Consider the following 13,195-nt stretch of genomic DNA (forward strand, 5'->3'; position numbering starts at 1 on the left):
CGACGCGGGCCCCTGCCTCCGATCAGGGCGACGCCGACGTGAGTCGCGCCGCCTCGCCTCCGAGCACAGCTTCCCGCCTCCCGATCGCAGCATCCCGCTCCCGATCACGGCGTCCCGCTCCCGATCACGACATCCCACCCCGGATCCCGGCATCCCGCCCCTGGTACTCCCGCAGCTTCCGGTAGAGGGTCGCCCGGGCGATGCCCAACGCCGCCGCGGCGCGTGCCTTGTTGCCGCCGTGGCGGCGCAGGGCCTCCAGGATCGCGGCGCGTTCGGCGAGCTCCATGGGGCTGAGGTTCCGTCCCGCGGGCCCTTCCCGCACGGGATCGGGCAGCTCGCTCCGCCGCACCGGTCCGCGGAGCCGCCGCTGACGCGCCAACGCCCGCACGAGGTGGGCGAGTTCGGTGACGTTGCCGGGCCAGGGATGCCGCTCCAGCGCCCGCAGCGCGTCCAGCGACCAGGTCAGCGGCGGGCTGCCGGGTGCGGGCGCGGGCACGAGGGCGGGCAGCAACTCCCTGATGTCCTCGGCGCGTTCCCGCAACGCCGGCAGGGTCACCGAGCGGGCCGCGAGGGTGTCGAGGAGGCGCTGGAGGCAGGGGCCGGGTGAGGTTCCGGGCGTGTAGGTGACCACCAGGCGGGCGTCGGGGCGCTCGTCCAGGAGCGAGTTGAGGGCGGCGACGTCGGACTGGGCGAGCCGTTCGGCGTGCCGCAGCAGCAGCGGCCGGTCACCGGCCCTCCCCCAGCCTTCGGCGGGGGCGCCCCCCGTCTCGCCACGCATGTCATCGTTGAGGCCGAGTTCGGGTGATTCGGCGGCGTCCACGACCAAGGGGGCCGTGCCGTCGAGCAGTTCGAGGGCCAGCATGGTCTTGCCGGTTCCCCGTTCGCCCACGACGAGCAAGGGCCCCGCAGTCCGGGCCAGGGCCGTCGCCCGCGCGACAGCGTGCCGCCACGGCACCGAGTTCCCGATCAACTCGCTGCCCGGACGCGGCAGAGACTCCGGCACCGGCTCCACGGAACGCGGCGCGAGCACGGCGACCAGGCCGACGGCGCACCCCTCATGCCGTACCGGAGTGATCTCGACACTGCACCCCGCGTCCTCGGGAAGCGAGACCTCGTACGACTCGCCGGTCCCCCTCCCCCACGCCCGCGCACCCCGCTCAAGCGCCTCCAGCACCTGCGGCGAGGCCAGGCATGCCGCGGCCTCGCTGATCAGGCGGCTCCGGCCGTCCAGCGCGACGACCGCTCGTTCGCGCCCCCGCGCGGCCCGCTCGTATGCGTCGAGCAGCGCCCGTTCCGCGGTACGCGCGCGTGCCCGCAGTTCGGCCTCCACCGCCGCGGCGGCCGCCTCGGCGAGGGCGGCGCCGGGGTGCGGTCGGCAGCCCGCGCACAGACCGGAGGCGACGGTCACCGTGCCGAGCACCTGTTCCGCATCCGGGGACAGCAGCGGCACGCTGACCGCGGAGACGTCCTGCCACACGTCGAGGAAGTGCTCGGGTCCGTGCACCTCGGCCCGGCGGCGGGTGCGCAGGGCGAGCGCGGCGCTGTTGTGGCCGACCTCGCGCTCGGACAGGTCGCTGCAGGTGTCGTCGCCGGGGGCGCTGCCGGTCGACCACAGCACCCTCAGCCGTTCGTCCGTGAGCACGAGCGCCGAGCGTCCGGCGTCCAGGGCCGGGGCGATCCGGGCGAGCACGGGATGCGCCGCCTCCAGCAGGGGCGAGTCGACGGGGTGGCCCGACTCCCGTACGGGGCCGTCGAGATCGGGCCGTACGCCGAAGAACCGGGCGCGCCGCCAAGCGGCGACGACGTCGTCCGGCACGCCGGCCGGGAGCGAGCGGCCCGTCAGGAACCGTTCCCGGGCATGGCGGAGAGGGGCGAGGGCAGGAGGATGTTCCGCGGTGGTCATGGCGCCCCTCACCGTATCCGGGGCGACGCGCACGCGGCGACGGCGGGCTGTGCGGCGGAGGCTGTCTCGTATTGAGACAGCCATGACCGACCGCAGCGCTCCATGATCTTGAAAGGCATGGGTCCGTTCCCGATTTCTCGGCTCCTGCCCGGATCCGAGCTCGTGCCCCGGCTCATCCGCTTGCTCACCCCTGACTCGCCTCCTGGAGCTTTCTGTCGTGCACACCGTTGTCGAGACCGACGTACTGATCGTGGGCAGCGGCCCGGCGGGCGCGTCGGCCGCGCTCGCGCTGAGCACCTACGGCGTGCGCAACATGGTCGTCACCCGGTACGCGAGCCTCGCCGACACGCCTCGCGCGCACATCACCAACCAGCGGACCATGGAGGTGCTGCGCGACCTGGGCGTGGAGCAGGAGGTCGTCGCCAAGGCGACGCCCCAGCACCTGATGGGCAACACGACGTTCTGCACGAGCCTCGCGGGCGACGAGCTCGGCAGGGTGCGCTCCTGGGGCAACGATCCGCTCGTGCAGGCGGCGCACGAGCTGGCCAGCCCGACGCGGATGTGCGACATGCCGCAGCACCTATTGGAGCCGGTGCTGGTGAACGCGGCGATCGCGCGCGGCACGGACCTCCGGTTCAGCACGGTCTACAAGTCCTTCGTCCAGGACGAGGGCGGCGTCACGGTCACCGTCGAGGACCGGCTGCGCGGCGACGAGTACGCGATTCGCGCCAAGTACCTGATCGGCGCCGACGGAGGCCGTTCCAAGGTCGCCGAGGACGCCGGGCTGCCGATGGGCGGACAGATGGGCGTCGCGGGCAGCATCAACATCGTCTTCGACGCGGACCTGAGCAAGTACACCGCGCACCGCCCCTCCACCCTGTACTGGGTCCTCGCGCCCGGCGCCACGGTCGGCGGCATCGGCGCGGGCCTGGTGCGCTGCGTACGGCCCTGGAACGAGTGGCTGATCGTGTGGGGGTACGACGTGAGCGCCGGCGCCCCGGACCTCACCGAGGAGTACGCCCTGTCCGTCGTACGCCAGTTGGTCGGCGACGACGAGATTCCGGTGACCATCAAGTCGTCGTCGGCATGGACGGTCAACGAGATGTACGCGCAGACATACGTCAACGACCGGGTGTTCTGCGCCGGCGACGCCGTGCACCGCCACCCGCCGTCCAACGGGCTCGGCTCCAACACCTCCATCCAGGATTCCCACAACCTGGCCTGGAAGCTGAAGCTCGTCCTCGACGGCGTCGCCTCGCCGCGACTCCTCGACACCTACGACGCCGAGCGCGCTCCGGTCGGCAGGCAGATCGTCACCCGCGCCAACAAGTCCATCGCCGAGACCGCCCCGATCTTCGAGGCGCTCGACGGGCTGTCGCCGCAGACGCCCGAGCAGTTGTGGGCCAACATCGCCGCCCGCAAGGACACCACCGAGGCGGCGGCCGAGCAGCGGGCCGCGCTGCGCGAGGCGATCGCTTTCAAGGCCTACGAGTTCAACGCGCACGGCGTCGACCTCAACCAGCGCTACGCCTCCGACGCTGTCGTCCCCGACGGCACGCCCGACCCCGGCTTCACCCGCGATCCCGAACTGCACCACCAGCCCACCTCCCGCCCCGGCGCCAAACTCCCGCACGCCTGGATCACCTCCGGGACCCGGACCCTGTCCACTCTCGACACGGTCGGCAAGGGCCGCTTCACCCTGCTCACCGGCATCGGCGGCGAGAGGTGGCTGCGGGCGGCCGAGGCGCAGCCCCTCGACATCGCCACGGTCGTCATCGGACCGGGCCGGGAGTTCGAGGACCCCTACGGCGACTGGGCCGGCCTGAGCGAGATCTCCGACGCGGGCGCGCTCCTCGTACGCCCCGACGGGTATGTGGCGTTCCGGCACGCCGACGCGGCCGTGGACGCCGAGCGGTTGGTCACCGACGCGGTGCGGCGGATTCTCGGGCACGGTTGAGATGGACGCCCAGGAAGCCGAAGAAGACTGGAAGCCGAAGAAGGACATGAAGCCGCGGGACGGGCAGCCGCACGACAAGATGCCCGGGAAGGAGCCGACATGACCGGTGACGCGCCGGACACGGTCACCGACGAGGTCGTCGCGAGTCTGCGGGGCACGGGCGACCCCCGTCTGCGGGAACTGCTGACCGGCCTGATCCGGCATCTGCACGCCTTCGCCCGGGAGTCGCGGCTGACGCAGGAGGAGTGGGAGCGGGCGGTCGGGTTCCTGACGGCGACCGGGCAGGCATGCACGCGGACCCGGCAGGAGTTCATCATGCTGTCGGATGTGCTCGGCCTGTCGATGCTCCTCGAGACGATCAACGAGCGGCACGGTCCCGGCGCCACCGAGTCGACGGTCCTCGGTCCGTTCCACATGACCGAGTCGCCGGTGCGTGCGCTCGGCGCGAACATCGACCTGGCCGGCGGTGGCGAGCCGTGCGTGGTCAGCGGGCGCGTGCTGTCCCGGGACGGCGGCCCGCTGCCCGGCGCGGTCGTCGACGTGTGGCAGGCCGACGGCAACGGCTTCTACGACGTGCAGCAGCCGGACGTTCAGCCTCCGGGCAACGGCCGCGGCCTGTTCACCGCGGACGGCGAGGGACGGTTCTGGTTCCGTACGTGCGTACCGAGCGCGTACCCGATCCCGACGGACGGACCGGTCGGCGCGCTGCTGCGGGCCACCGGACGGCACCCCTACCGGCCCGCGCACATCCACTTCATCGTCTCGGCCGACGGACACACCCCGGTGACGACGCACATCTTCGTGGCGGGCAGCGACTACCTGGACTCGGACGCGGTGTTCGCCGTCAAGCCGGGCCTCGTCACCGACTTCGCCCCGGTCGACGACCCGTCCGCGGCACGGGAGTTCGGCGTGCCGAACCCGTTCCGGCACGCCCGCTTCGACCTCGTACTGGAGCGGTCGTGAACGACGCCCTCGACTTCTCCTACGACGCCCTGCCCGTCCGGGTGGTCTTCCGGCCCGGCGCCGCGGTGTCCGCGACGCCGGGCGAGGTCGAGCGGCTGGGGCTGCGGCGGGTGCTGGTGGTGTGCGGGGCGCGGGGCGCGGACACCGCGCGGGCGGTCGCCGACGCGCTCGGCCCGGCCTGCGTCGGCGTGCACGACCGGGCGCGGATGCACGTGCCCGTCGAGGTCGCCGACGTGGCGGTCCGGGCGGCTCGCGCGGCGGGCGCCGACGGGTGCGTCGCGGTGGGCGGCGGCTCGTCGATCGGTCTGGGCAAGGCGATCGCCCTGCGCACCGGACTGCCGCTGATCGCGGTGCCCTCCACGTACTCGGGGTCGGAGATGACCCCGGTCTGGGGCCTGACCGAGCAGGGCGCCAAGCGGACCGGCCGCGACCCGAAGGTGCTGCCCCGCAGTGTGGTGTACGACCCCGAGCTCACCCTCTCCCTGCCCGTGCCTCTCTCCGTGACCAGCGGTATCAACGCGCTCGCACACGCCGTCGAGGCCCTGTACGCGCCCGACACCTCGCCCCTCGTCGCGCTGATGGCCGAGGAGGGCGTTCGGGCGATGGCGCGGGCGCTCCCGGCGGTGGCCGAGGAACCGGCGTCGCCGGGCGCCCGCGGTCGCGCGCTGTACGGGGCCTGGCTGTGCGGGTCCTGCCTGGGCGCCACCACCATGGGCCTGCACCACAAGCTGTGCCATGTCCTGGGCGGCAGTTTCGGCCTCCCGCACGCCGAGACGCACACGGTGGTCCTGCCGTATGCCCTGGCCCACAACGCGCCCGACGCCCCGGACGCGGCCGCCACCGTGGCCCGCGCGCTGGACGCGGCCGACGCTCCGAGGGCCCTGTGGGAACTGGCGGGACGCCTCGGCGCACCCCGCTCGCTCGCCGAACTGGGCCTCGCCGAGGCCGACTTGGCAGCAGCCGCAGCGCAGACCGCCGGCCAGGCGTACCCCAATCCCCGCCCGGTCACCGCCGACGGCGTACTCGCCCTGCTGCGGGCGGCGTACGAGGGCGTGGCGCCGGTCTCGGGCGCCCACTGACGTCCCTCGCCGGCCTCAGCGCCCACTGACACCCCCCTGCCCCCCCCACGCTCGAAGATCCCCCCACGAACGGAAGAAAGGTGATCAGCATGCCCCTCGGTCTACTCAGGAGCCGAAACTCCCGAGAGAGCCGACGCTCGCGAGGAGCGCCGGGCATCCCGTTGCCCGTGCCGGCCGGTGCAGGCGTCGTGGGCCGTGAGGTCGTGGACCCGGTCGGGCTGCCGATGCGCGGCGCCGACGTGACCGTGACCTGGATGGACTCGCACGAGGTCGTGGCGTCCGGTACGACGGACCCGTACGGCCTCTTCTTCGCCGCGCTCCCGCCGGGCCGCTACAGCCTCATGATCACGGCCGAGGGTCTGACACCGCACCGGGAGTCGCTGGACGTCGTCGCCGGTGCGCCGCAGCCCGCCGCGCGGGTCCAGCTGACGTCGGGCCGGCAGCTGGAACTGCCGACTGCGGGCACCTGGCTGTTCGACCCTCCGCACACGGCGATCCGGTTCATCGCCAAGCATGTCGGCATGGCCCATGTCCACGGCCGCTTCGAGCGGTTCACCGGCGGCATACGGGTGGCGCCCGACATGGCCGATTCCCAGGTGTCGGTGCGCATCGAGGCGGCCAGCATCACCACGGGCAACAACACCCGGGACAACCATCTGCGTTCGGCCGACTTCCTGAACGTCGAGCGCTACCCGTACATCGACTTCACCAGCACTCGTTTCGCCTTCCGCGGCGGCGCCAAGTGGACGCTGCAGGGGTCGCTCACCATGCACGGTGTGAGCCGCTCGGTGGAGCTGGACACCACCTACCTGGGGTCGGTCAACGGCGGCTACGGCGAGGAGCTGCGATGTGCGGCGCTGGCGAGGGCGGAGCTGCACCGCGAGGACTTCACCCTGAACTGGCGCAGCATGCTGGCCCGCGGGATCGCGGTGGTCGGGCCCACCGTGCAGCTGGAGCTGGACGTCCAGGCGATGTACCGCACGCACGACACGCCGACCCCTCCCGACTAGGCCAGGATGGCCGAGAGGTACCTCACGCCACGGTTACGAATTGCTCAACCTCTGGTTGCGACGCGGTGATCGGGTGACTATGGGGGCATGACACTGGCCCAGCGCGCCATGAAGCAACTGGAAGTCTGGCCCGATCTGAGCCCGGGCCCGGCCAGTTGCGGTGCAGGGCGGGCACTGCGCTCCGTCCACAGCGAGATCGTGCACTTCCACTCCGACCATGACGTGGACCTGCACCTGACGGTGTCGGCCATCCGACGTTTCCACGCCGACCTCCAGGAGTCCACCGCGATCAGGCTGGTCCCCGGCTCGGGCTGGGTGACGGTGCATCTCGACTGCGACACGGACGTCGATCTGCTGATGAGCCTGGTCAGCGCCGCGCTCAAGGCCGACCAGAGCGTGCCGTCCCCTGCCGGGAAGCGTCCGGCAGGGGACGAGTGCAACTTCCGCCGGGTCACGGTGCTGCCCCGCCGCTAGGGCCTGGGGCCCAGGAGTCGTCCTCCCCCGCCTCCAGCAGGCCCGGGGCCGCGCCGACGATCCGGGGGTCGGCGGTACCGACGACTTCCTCGTCCTTGTCGTTGTAGTCGAAGCGGGCCAGCACGCTGCGCATCGCCTCGACGCGCGCCCGCTTCTTGTCGTTGCTCTTCACCACGGTCCAGGGCGTGTGCTCGGTGTCCGTCTCGCGGAACATGGCGACCTTGGCGGCGGTGTAGTCGTCCCAGCGGTCCAGCGACGCCAGGTCCATCGGGCTGAGCTTCCACTGCCGTACGGGGTCGACCTGGCGGATGGTGAACCGGGTGCGCTGTTCGCCCTGGGACACCGAGAACCAGAACTTGATCAGGTCGACGCCGTCGTCGACGAGCATGCGCTCGAAGGCGGGCGCCTGCCGCATGAAGCGCCGGTACTCGTCATCCGTGCAGAAGCCCATCACCCGTTCCACGCCGGCCCGGTTGTACCAGGACCGGTCGAACAGCACGATCTCGCCCGCGGTGGGCAGATGCTCGACGTACCGCTGGAAGTACCACTGCCCGCGCTCCCGCTCGGTCGGCTTCTCCAGGGCCACGACCCGGGCGCCGCGCGGATTGAGGTGCTCGGTGAACCGCTTGATCGTGCCGCCCTTGCCGGCCGCGTCCCGCCCCTCGAAGACGACCACGAGCCGGCGGCCGGTCTCCTTGATCCAGCTCTGCAGCTTCAGCAGTTCTATCTGCTGCAGCCGCTTGTGCCACTCGTACTCCGGGCGCTCCATGCGCTTGTCGTACGGGTAGTTCTCGCGCCATGTGTCCACCGGGCTTCCGTCCGGCCGGATCAGCACGGGGTCGTCCTGGTCGGTGTAGTCGACGCGCAACCCTGACAGCAGTTCGGTGTCCATGCATACCCATGAAAGCGAGCGCTTTCATACGGGCGGCGAACCCCAGGCAAAGATCACGTAACTCCCGGACGGATCACCGTGATCCGGCCTCGACCAGCCGGGCGAGGTTCGCCAGCGCCATCCGCGTGCCGGTCTCGTTGTCCGCGGCCGGCACCACGTCGGGGATTCCCTCGTGCACGACGACGACGTCCGTGCCGCCGTCGGCGTCGGTGAGGGTGGTGGTCATCGTCATCAGGCCGCGCAGGGCGGGGTCGTCGGTCTCGAACTCGACCTCCTCGACGACCTGTTCGTCCGGCACGAGCCGCACGAAGCGGCCGTGGTAGGTGTCGGTGTGTGCGTCCGACTTCCCGGCGCCGGTCGGCAGGTCATAGGTGAGCGAGACCCGGAACGCCCCGCCTTCGCGCCCCTCGAACTCGTGCACATGCCCGCTCATGCCGTCCGGAACCCGCCACTTCTCGACGGCGTCCGCGTCCAGCAGCGCCCGGTAGACGGCCGCGCGTGAGGCGTTCACATGCCAGGAGACCCGCGTCGAGTACATGGCCTCACGATAGTGGCGGGCCTACGGGTCAGGGGACTCCCAAGAGGCCAGTGCGCGCATCGCCGCCGCCGTCCGCGTGAACCCGTCCTCGCCCAGCAGCGCCCGCGCCTCGGCGTTGAACCGGTCGACCTCCGGCTGCGCGGCGTCGAGTGCGGCGGCCCCGTCGCCGGTCAACCCCAGCACCACGGCGCGGTGTTCCCGCGGATGCGCCCTCTTGGCGACCAGACCGGCCGCGGTGAGGCGGCCGACCAGCCCGGTGACGGCGGACTCGCGCAGCCCGAGGGTGCGGGCCAGCGCCTGCTGGGTGATGCCCGGCTCGTCACGGATCGCGAACAGCGCGCCGAGCTGGGCCGTGGTGATCCCGGCGGTGGCCAGCAGGCGCCGGTCGGTGGCGGTGCGCAGCTGGTGCGCCGCCCGCTGGAGCAGGAAGAACAGTCGCTGATCGGGCTCGGGCATGGACCGATGTTGACAGACGGGACGGGACGCCGCCATCCTCACTTCACTAGTGAAGTGACCCTGTTGAAGTGACCTACGACGACGGTGGACGGTGGTCTCGTGGACAACACTCTCGATCTGCCCCTGGCCCGCAAGGTGCTGGCCGCCCAACCCTTCAGCGTGCTGCTGGGTGCCAGGCTCACGGCCTTCGGGGACGGCGAGGCAACACTCGAACTGGACCTCCGTGAGGATCTGCTGCAGCAGCACGGCTTCGCCCACGGCGGTCTGCTCGGCTACGCGGCGGACAACGCGCTGTCGTTCGCCGCGGGCGCCGCGGTCGGCTTCGGTGTGATGACCGCCGGATTCACCATCGACTTCCTGCGCCCCGCCAAGGGCGAGACCCTGCGCGCCCATGCCCGGGTGATCCGGGCCGGCCGTACGCGTGCGGTGTGCCGCTGCGATCTGACGACGGTCGCCGCCGACGGCACCACGACCCTGTGCGCCGTGGCCCAGGGCAGCATCGCGGTCACCGAACCGGCCCGGGACAGCGAGCGCGACGCTCCCTGACCATGATCTGAGAGCACCCGGCGAGGTTCAGCGCACGAGGCAGGGCCGCTTGGCGTCGAAGGTCCAGCCGTCGATCAGGTACCGCATGCCGACGGCGTCGTCCCGGCCCGACAGCGCCTTCTCCTCGTAGAGCTCGTGGGCGGCCAGGAGCCGGTCCATGTCCAGCCGGATGCCGAGTCCGGGCGTGTCCGGTACGGCGACCTCGCCGCCGGCGATCCTCGGCGGCTCCACGGTGAGCCGCTCCAGCCCCTCCTGCCAGATCCAGTGCGTGTCCAGGGCGTTGTAGTCGCCGGGTGCCGCCGCACCGCAGTGGGCCATCATCGCCAGGGAGATGTCGAAGTGGTTGTTGGAGTGGCAGCCCCAGGTCAGCCCCATCGCGTTGCACAGCTGGGCGACGCGCACCGAGCCCTGCATGGTCCAGAAGTGCGGGTCGGCGAGCGGGATGGACACCGACTGCAGGGCCAGGGCGTGGGTCAGCTGACGCCAGTCCGTGGCGATCATGTTGGTCGCCGTGGGCAGCCCGGTGGCCCTGCGGAACTCCGCGAGGATCTCGCGCCCCGAGTAGCCGCCTTCGGCCCCGCAGGGGTCCTCGGCATAGGCGAGGGTGCCCAGGAGCGGACGGCACAGCTCGACCGCCTCGCGCAGCGACCAGGCGCCGTTCGGGTCGAGGGTGATCCGTGCCTCGGGGAAGCGGTCCTTGAGCGCGGTGACGGCTTTGACCTCCTCCGCGCCGGGCAGGACTCCGCCCTTGAGCTTGAAGTCGCGGAAGCCGTAGTGGTCGTAGGTGGCCTCGGCCTGCCGGACGATCGCCTCGGGGGTGAGTGCCTCCTCGTGCCGGATGCGGTACCAGTCGACGTCCGCGTCCGGGGCGCGGACGTAGTCCAGGTCGGTCCGGTCCGGGTCGCCGACGTAGAAGAGGTAGCCGAGTACCCGTACGGAGTCGCGCTGTTGCCCGTCGCCGAGGAGGGCGGCGACCGGGACTTCGAGGTGTTGGCCGAGCAGGTCGAGGAGGGCCGACTCGACGGCGGTGACCGCGTGGACGGTGGTGCGCAGGTCGTAGGTCTGGGCGCCGCGACCGCCCGTGTCGCGGTCGGCGAAGGCGGACTCGATGGCACGCAGGACACGCTTGTGGTCACCCACGCGCGCGCCGACGACCAGGCGTTCGGCGTCGCGCAGGGTCCGGGTGATCTTCTCGCCGCCGGGCACCTCACCGAGGCCCGTACGCCCTTCTGAGTCCTCGATGACGACGACGTTGCGGGTGAAGTACGGGGCGTGCGCGCCGGAGAGGTTGAGGAGCATCGAGTCGTGGCCGGCGACCGGATGGACGGCGAAGCTGGTGACGACGGGCTGGGTCATGGCTGGCGGATGCCGTTCTCGTGAGGGGGTGGTCGGTCAGATGCCGAGGGCGTCGAGGACCGGTTCCAGGACCAGGACGCCACCCAGCCCGAGAAGTGCGAGCACCGTCGTGTATGTGGTGCGCGCCTTGATCGCGTCGAGGACGGACAGGTTGAAGTACTCCTTGAACATCCAGAATCCCGGGTCGTTGACGTGGGAGAAGGCGATCGAGCCGCAGGAGACGGCGAGCACCATCACCTCGGGGTGGACGCCACTGCCCGCGAGCAGGGGCAGCGCCACACCGGACGCGGTGACGACGGCGACGGTCGCGGAGCCGAGGGCGATGCGGAGGATGGCCGCGATCAGCCATGCCAGCAGGATCGGGGAGATCGACCAGCCGTCGGTTGCTTCCTTGATGTAGTCGGAGATGCCGCCCTCGACGAGGACGTTCTTGAAGGCACCGCCCGCGCCGATGACGAGCAGGATCATCGCCATCGCCTGGGCGGCCTCCTTGCACGAGGCGCTGACCTCGGCGAGGCTGCGGCCGATGCGCGGGCCGAACGCCCAGATCGCCACGAGCAGGGTGAGCAGCAGGGCGATCGGCGCGGATCCGATGAAGGCGATGAAGTGCAGCGGGCCGTTGTCGCCGGAGGCGGCGAGGTCGGTCACCGCGGCGCCGGCGATGAGGACCACGGGCAGCAGGGCGACGGACAGCGACCAGCCCATGCCGGGCATCTCGTCGTCCTCGAAGACACGGTCGCTGACCAGGCCCTTGGGGATGGACGGGTTCATCGCCCGGACGAACGGGAGGCGCGGCCACAGCAGGGCGATGAACGCGCCGACCGGGACGGCGATGAACAGGCCGTAGAACAGGGTGAGTCCGACGGACGCGTGGAAGGTGGCGGCCACCGCGGTGGGGCCCGGGTGGGGCGGCAGGAAGCTGTGCATGGTGGACAGGGCGATCGACATGGGCAACCCCACCCACAGCAGGTTGGCCCGGGTGACCCGGACGAGGGTGAAGGCGATCGGCACGATGATGACGAAGGCCACCTCGTAGAACATCGTGACGCCGATGAGCATGGCCGTCAGCACCATGGCCACCTGCACCCAGCGCGGCCCGCACACGTCGAGAAGCCGGCCGGCTATTCGCTGCGCGGCGCCGGAGTCCCCCATCACCCGGCCGACCATGGCACCGAGCCCGATGGTGAGCATGGTGTCGCCGATCTGGTCGCCGATGCCCTCGGCGAGGACGTCCGGGATCTTCTCCAGCCCGATCCCCTGGACCAGGCCGACGCCCACCGCCACCAGGAGCAGGGCGGCGAAGCCGTTCAGCCGGAGTTTGGTCATCAGGACGAGCAGGACCAGGACGCTGATCCCGACCACCACGAGCGGCATATGTCAGTTCTCCTTTGAACGCCGGCCGCCTATGTTCACCCCGCTGAACGGGGTCCTCAGATGAAGACGTCGTCTACATATGAAGACGGAGATTATGTTCATGGATGGTCAAGGTCAATGGGTCTGCGCCCGTTGATTCACTCGGCGTGACTCAGGCGGCGTGATTCGCCCGGGTGATTCACCCGGCGTCCCGTGCGGCCCGCCAGCCGTTCCAGCGCACGACGGTGATCACGATCACCGGCCCTGCGGGCGGCCGTGCCTCGTAGTGGCGGGGGTACTTCTGCCGCAGCGACTCGACGGCGGCGGCGTACTCGTCACGCGCCGCCCCGTCGGTCGCGTCCGGCGGCAGAATCCGGGCGTCGCCGTCCGCCCTGACCCACCACAGGCGGTCCCAGTCGTCGTCGTACACGTCCGCCAGCAGACAGACAGACGGGTGCCCGGCGATGTTGTGCAGCCGCCTGAGCCGCTGGGACCGCTTCGGCTTGTGGTCGACGGCGGTGACGATCTCGTCGCCGCGCAGCGCGAACACGACCGGGACCAGATGCGGGCGGCCCTCCGGATCGACCGTCGCCAGCCGAGCCACCGGCACCCCGGCGAACCGGCTGCGCGCCTCGTCCCGTTCCATGTCCGGCATGTCGGCTCCCTCC

The 13,195-nt window shown here is 71.4% G+C and carries 13 protein-coding genes; 6 read left to right on the forward strand and 7 right to left on the reverse strand.

Annotation, left to right across the window (positions count from 1 at the left end; all coding sequences use genetic code 11):
* Positions 1-124 precede the first annotated feature (124 nt).
* Positions 125-1,903: a helix-turn-helix domain-containing protein gene (locus tag OHT51_RS04895; protein ID WP_328877633.1), complete on the reverse strand. Its 1,779-nt coding sequence runs from the start codon at positions 1,901-1,903 to the stop codon at positions 125-127.
* A 217-nt stretch (positions 1,904-2,120) separates the two neighbouring features.
* Here OHT51_RS04895 and OHT51_RS04900 point away from each other — a divergent pair, with 217 nt between their 5' ends.
* The 5 genes from OHT51_RS04900 (at position 2,121) to OHT51_RS04920 (ending at position 7,386) form a co-directional block, all read left to right on the forward strand.
* Positions 2,121-3,860: an FAD-dependent oxidoreductase gene (locus OHT51_RS04900; protein WP_328877634.1), complete on the forward strand. Its 1,740-nt coding sequence runs from the start codon at positions 2,121-2,123 to the stop codon at positions 3,858-3,860.
* Between the two features lie 99 nt (positions 3,861-3,959).
* The gene (locus OHT51_RS04905) at positions 3,960-4,823 is read left to right on the forward strand and encodes an intradiol ring-cleavage dioxygenase (protein WP_328877635.1); all 864 of its coding nucleotides are present in this window, start codon (positions 3,960-3,962) and stop codon (positions 4,821-4,823) included.
* Positions 4,820-5,902, forward strand: coding sequence for a maleylacetate reductase (locus OHT51_RS04910; protein ID WP_328877636.1), 1,083 nt, complete (start codon positions 4,820-4,822; stop codon positions 5,900-5,902). Before OHT51_RS04905 ends, OHT51_RS04910 begins: the two co-directional genes overlap by 4 nt.
* 89 nt (positions 5,903-5,991) lie before the next feature.
* Entirely contained in the window at positions 5,992-6,912 is a 921-nt protein-coding gene (locus tag OHT51_RS04915; protein ID WP_328877637.1) for a YceI family protein, read from the forward strand.
* An 87-nt stretch (positions 6,913-6,999) separates the two neighbouring features.
* Positions 7,000-7,386, forward strand: coding sequence for a luciferase domain-containing protein (locus OHT51_RS04920; protein WP_328877638.1), 387 nt, complete (start codon positions 7,000-7,002; stop codon positions 7,384-7,386).
* On the opposite strand, the gene ppk2 is transcribed toward OHT51_RS04920, so the two are convergent.
* From ppk2 to OHT51_RS04935, 3 genes are all read right to left on the reverse strand, one after another.
* Positions 7,364-8,278: a polyphosphate kinase 2 gene (ppk2, locus tag OHT51_RS04925; RefSeq protein WP_328877639.1), complete on the reverse strand. Its 915-nt coding sequence runs from the start codon at positions 8,276-8,278 to the stop codon at positions 7,364-7,366. The genes OHT51_RS04920 and ppk2 overlap by 23 nt on opposite strands.
* Before the next feature lie 73 nt (positions 8,279-8,351).
* Positions 8,352-8,816 carry an SRPBCC domain-containing protein gene (locus OHT51_RS04930; protein WP_328877640.1) on the reverse strand — a complete coding sequence of 155 codons (465 nt, stop codon included), beginning with the start codon at positions 8,814-8,816 and terminating at the stop codon, positions 8,352-8,354.
* 21 nt (positions 8,817-8,837) lie between these two features.
* A complete protein-coding gene (locus tag OHT51_RS04935; protein WP_328877641.1) occupies positions 8,838-9,272 on the reverse strand; it encodes a MarR family winged helix-turn-helix transcriptional regulator in 435 nt (144 codons plus the stop codon).
* Between the two features lie 99 nt (positions 9,273-9,371).
* Here OHT51_RS04935 and OHT51_RS04940 point away from each other — a divergent pair, with 99 nt between their 5' ends.
* The gene (locus OHT51_RS04940; RefSeq protein WP_328877642.1) at positions 9,372-9,818 is read left to right on the forward strand and encodes a PaaI family thioesterase; all 447 of its coding nucleotides are present in this window, start codon (positions 9,372-9,374) and stop codon (positions 9,816-9,818) included.
* Positions 9,819-9,845: 27 nt separating this feature from the next.
* Here the strand turns inward: OHT51_RS04940 and OHT51_RS04945 are convergent, their stop codons facing one another.
* From OHT51_RS04945 to OHT51_RS04955, 3 genes are all read right to left on the reverse strand, one after another.
* Positions 9,846-11,174, reverse strand: coding sequence for an enolase C-terminal domain-like protein (locus OHT51_RS04945; RefSeq protein WP_328877643.1), 1,329 nt, complete (start codon positions 11,172-11,174; stop codon positions 9,846-9,848).
* Between the two features lie 36 nt (positions 11,175-11,210).
* Positions 11,211-12,548, reverse strand: coding sequence for a gluconate:H+ symporter (locus OHT51_RS04950; protein ID WP_328877644.1), 1,338 nt, complete (start codon positions 12,546-12,548; stop codon positions 11,211-11,213).
* Positions 12,549-12,726: 178 nt separating this feature from the next.
* Positions 12,727-13,182, reverse strand: a complete 456-nt coding sequence (locus OHT51_RS04955) for a TIGR03668 family PPOX class F420-dependent oxidoreductase (RefSeq protein ID WP_328877645.1) — start codon at positions 13,180-13,182, stop codon at positions 12,727-12,729.
* Positions 13,183-13,195 lie beyond the last annotated feature (13 nt).

It is taken from the genome of Streptomyces sp. NBC_00299 (genome assembly GCF_036173045.1).
GTDB classification, from domain to species: domain Bacteria; phylum Actinomycetota; class Actinomycetes; order Streptomycetales; family Streptomycetaceae; genus Streptomyces; species Streptomyces machairae.

What these genes read in the sequence shown, in the direction of transcription:
- OHT51_RS04895 (WP_328877633.1), bottom strand. Translation starts at nt 1,903, where the DNA reads ATGACCACCGCGGAACATCCTCCTGCCCTCGCCCCTCTCCGCCATGCC.
- OHT51_RS04905 (WP_328877635.1), top strand. Translation starts at nt 3,960, where the DNA reads ATGACCGGTGACGCGCCGGACACGGTCACCGACGAGGTCGTCGCGAGT.
- OHT51_RS04915 (WP_328877637.1), top strand. Translation starts at nt 5,992, where the DNA reads ATGCCCCTCGGTCTACTCAGGAGCCGAAACTCCCGAGAGAGCCGACGC.
- OHT51_RS04920 (WP_328877638.1), top strand. Translation starts at nt 7,000, where the DNA reads ATGACACTGGCCCAGCGCGCCATGAAGCAACTGGAAGTCTGGCCCGAT.
- ppk2 (WP_328877639.1), bottom strand. Translation starts at nt 8,278, where the DNA reads ATGGACACCGAACTGCTGTCAGGGTTGCGCGTCGACTACACCGACCAG.
- OHT51_RS04930 (WP_328877640.1), bottom strand. Translation starts at nt 8,816, where the DNA reads ATGTACTCGACGCGGGTCTCCTGGCATGTGAACGCCTCACGCGCGGCC.
- OHT51_RS04935 (WP_328877641.1), bottom strand. Translation starts at nt 9,272, where the DNA reads ATGCCCGAGCCCGATCAGCGACTGTTCTTCCTGCTCCAGCGGGCGGCG.
- OHT51_RS04945 (WP_328877643.1), bottom strand. Translation starts at nt 11,174, where the DNA reads ATGACCCAGCCCGTCGTCACCAGCTTCGCCGTCCATCCGGTCGCCGGC.
- OHT51_RS04950 (WP_328877644.1), bottom strand. Translation starts at nt 12,548, where the DNA reads ATGCCGCTCGTGGTGGTCGGGATCAGCGTCCTGGTCCTGCTCGTCCTG.
- OHT51_RS04955 (WP_328877645.1), bottom strand. Translation starts at nt 13,182, where the DNA reads ATGCCGGACATGGAACGGGACGAGGCGCGCAGCCGGTTCGCCGGGGTG.